A 2,242-nucleotide genomic window follows, 5' to 3' on the forward strand; every position below is an offset into this window, starting at 1 on the left:
GTCTCGGGGGCGCGGTGATGTTTAAATGCGACCGGCACTGGGTACGGTCGGCGAGTAGCCGATCCGTACCACGCCCTGTTCGCCGCCGCGAATCGCGCGCATTTCCTGCATTGCGTCATCGAACTCGAGCGCGATCCGCTGCGCGCGCGCGACGAAGCGTGCGCCGGCCGGCGTCGGCGTCATTCCGTTCGCGGTGCGCTCGAACAGCGTCACGCCGACTTGCGCCTCCAGCCGCTGCACGGCTTTCGTGAGCGCCGGCTGCGACAGCCCCAGCGCCTCGGCGGCCTTGCCGATGCTGCCGTGCCGCTCGACGGCCAGCAGGTACTCCAGATCGCGCGTGTCCATCGAGGGATTCCTGTCGGTTATGACTTTATATCCGGTGATGCATTGTGGTGATGCCTTGGCATCTTACAGACTGGCGGCACTGTTCGACCAGGAGAATCGTTTTGAGCTTCGCCTACTTCCTGCGGCGCGCGGCCCGCTACTGGGGCAGCCAGCCCGCCGTGATCCATCGCGACCGCACCGTCACGTACCGCCAGCTCGACGAGCGCTCGACGCGGCTCGCGAATGCGCTGCGCGGCCTCGGCTTCGCGCCCGGCACCCGCATCGCCGTGCAGGCGCGCAACTGCATCGAGCTCGTCGAGATCGAGTGCGCGCTGTACAAGTCCGGCCTCGTGAAAGCCGCGCTGAACCCGCGCTTCACGGCGGCCGAGGCCGCCGACGTCGTCGGCAACTGCGCACCCGCCGCGTTCATCGGCGGGCGCGGCTACACGGATTACACGCCCGATTCGCCGGGCTTCGCGTCGGTCGAGCGTTTCGTGTCGATCGGCGGCGCGGTGGCCGGCTATCTCGACTACGAAACGCTGCTCGCGAAGGGCAGCGATACGCCGCCCGACTACCAGCCGGCGCCGGACGATCTCGCCGTGCTGCATTTCTCGTCCGGCTCGACGGGGCGCATCAAGGCCGCGATGCAGAGCTACGGCAACCGGCTCGCGTCGCTGCGCAAGATCGTACTGGGGATGGACCGCCCCGCGCAGCCCGGCGACCGGCTCGCGCTGATCGGCCCGATCACGCATGCGTCCGGGATGCTGATGCAGCCGTACCTGTTCTGCGGCGCGACGCTCGTGCTGTTCGACGCGTTCGAGCCCGCGCACTTCCTCGCCGACGTCGCGCGCCAGCGCATCACGCACACGTTCATGGTGCCGGCGATGGTCAACATGCTGCTGAACGCGCCCGAGCTCGCGCAGGCCGACCTGCGCAGCCTGAAGGTGCTCGGCTACGGCGCGGCGCCGATGGCGCCGGCGCGCATCGAGGAGGCGTGGGCGCGCATCGGCCCCGTGTTGTCGCAAGGCTATGGCGCGAGCGAATCGACGTCGGGCGTCACGCGGCTCGGCATCGCCGATCACGCGCACGCGCTGCTGCAAGACCGCGAGCGGCTCGCGTCATGCGGCCGGCCGCTCGGCGAAACCGAAGTGCGCGTGGTCGATGCGGACGGGCGCGAAGTCGAAGGCGACGCGATCGGCGAGATCGTGATTCGCGGCGCGGACGTGTTCCAGGGCTACTGGAACGCACCGGAGCTGACGCGCGAAGTGCTGGTCGACGGGTGGCTGCACACGGGCGACCTCGCGCGCACCGATCGCGACGGCTTCATCTATCTGGTCGACCGCAAGCACGACATGATCATCTCGGGCGGCTTCAACGTGTACCCGACCGAAGTCGAAGCGGCGCTGTACCGGCACGAAGGCGTGCTCGAGGCCTGCGTGGTCGGTGTGCCCGACGACAAGTGGGGCGAGGCCGTGAAGGCCGTGGTCGTGCTGCGTGCCGGCCGCGATGCGCAGGCGAACGATCTCGTCGCGCATTGCCGCGCGCAGCTCGCCGACTACAAGCTGCCGCGCTCCATCGATTTCGTCGCCGAGCTGCCGAAGAACGCGAACGGCAAGATCGCCCGCAAGCTCGTGCGCGAGCAGTACTGGCGCGGTGTCGCGCGCCGCGTCAACTGAAGGAACCCGCCATGTTCGATCATCTGCAACGCCCTGAATTCGTCGCGCTGCGCGCGGCCGTACTGCGCTTCGTCGACGACGAGCTGCGCCCGATCGAGCGCGAGCTGCGGCTCGACTCGGAGGATGTGTGGCCGCGCGACGTGCTGCGCCGCGTGTGGCAACGCTCGGCTGCGCTCGGTTTCTATACCGCGAGCCTGCCCGTCGAGATCGGCGGGCAGGGGCTGTCGATCGCCGAGGTGTGC

Annotated in this window: 2 protein-coding genes and 1 pseudogene; 2 read left to right on the forward strand and 1 reads right to left on the reverse strand. The window is 69.0% G+C overall.

Going from position 1 to position 2,242, the window contains the following annotated elements:
- Window positions 1-33: 33 nt before the first annotated feature.
- Window positions 34-345, reverse strand: a pseudogene (locus JYJ84_RS34665) (LysR family transcriptional regulator); the annotation flags it as partial.
- Window positions 346-446: 101 nt separating this feature from the next.
- On the opposite strand from JYJ84_RS34665, the gene JYJ84_RS34670 reads away from it, so the two are divergent.
- Together JYJ84_RS34670 and JYJ84_RS34675 are read left to right on the forward strand one after the other, a co-directional pair.
- On the forward strand, window positions 447-2,000 hold the full coding sequence (locus tag JYJ84_RS34670; RefSeq protein WP_175219431.1) for an AMP-binding protein: 1,554 nt from the start codon (window positions 447-449) through the stop codon (window positions 1,998-2,000).
- An 11-nt stretch (window positions 2,001-2,011) separates the two neighbouring features.
- The coding region (locus JYJ84_RS34675; RefSeq protein WP_205190128.1) for an acyl-CoA dehydrogenase family protein at window positions 2,012-2,242 on the forward strand (231 nt) is incomplete at its 3' end.

Source organism: Burkholderia sp. LMG 13014 (genome assembly GCF_905232215.1).
Classification (GTDB): Bacteria; Pseudomonadota; Gammaproteobacteria; order Burkholderiales; family Burkholderiaceae; genus Burkholderia.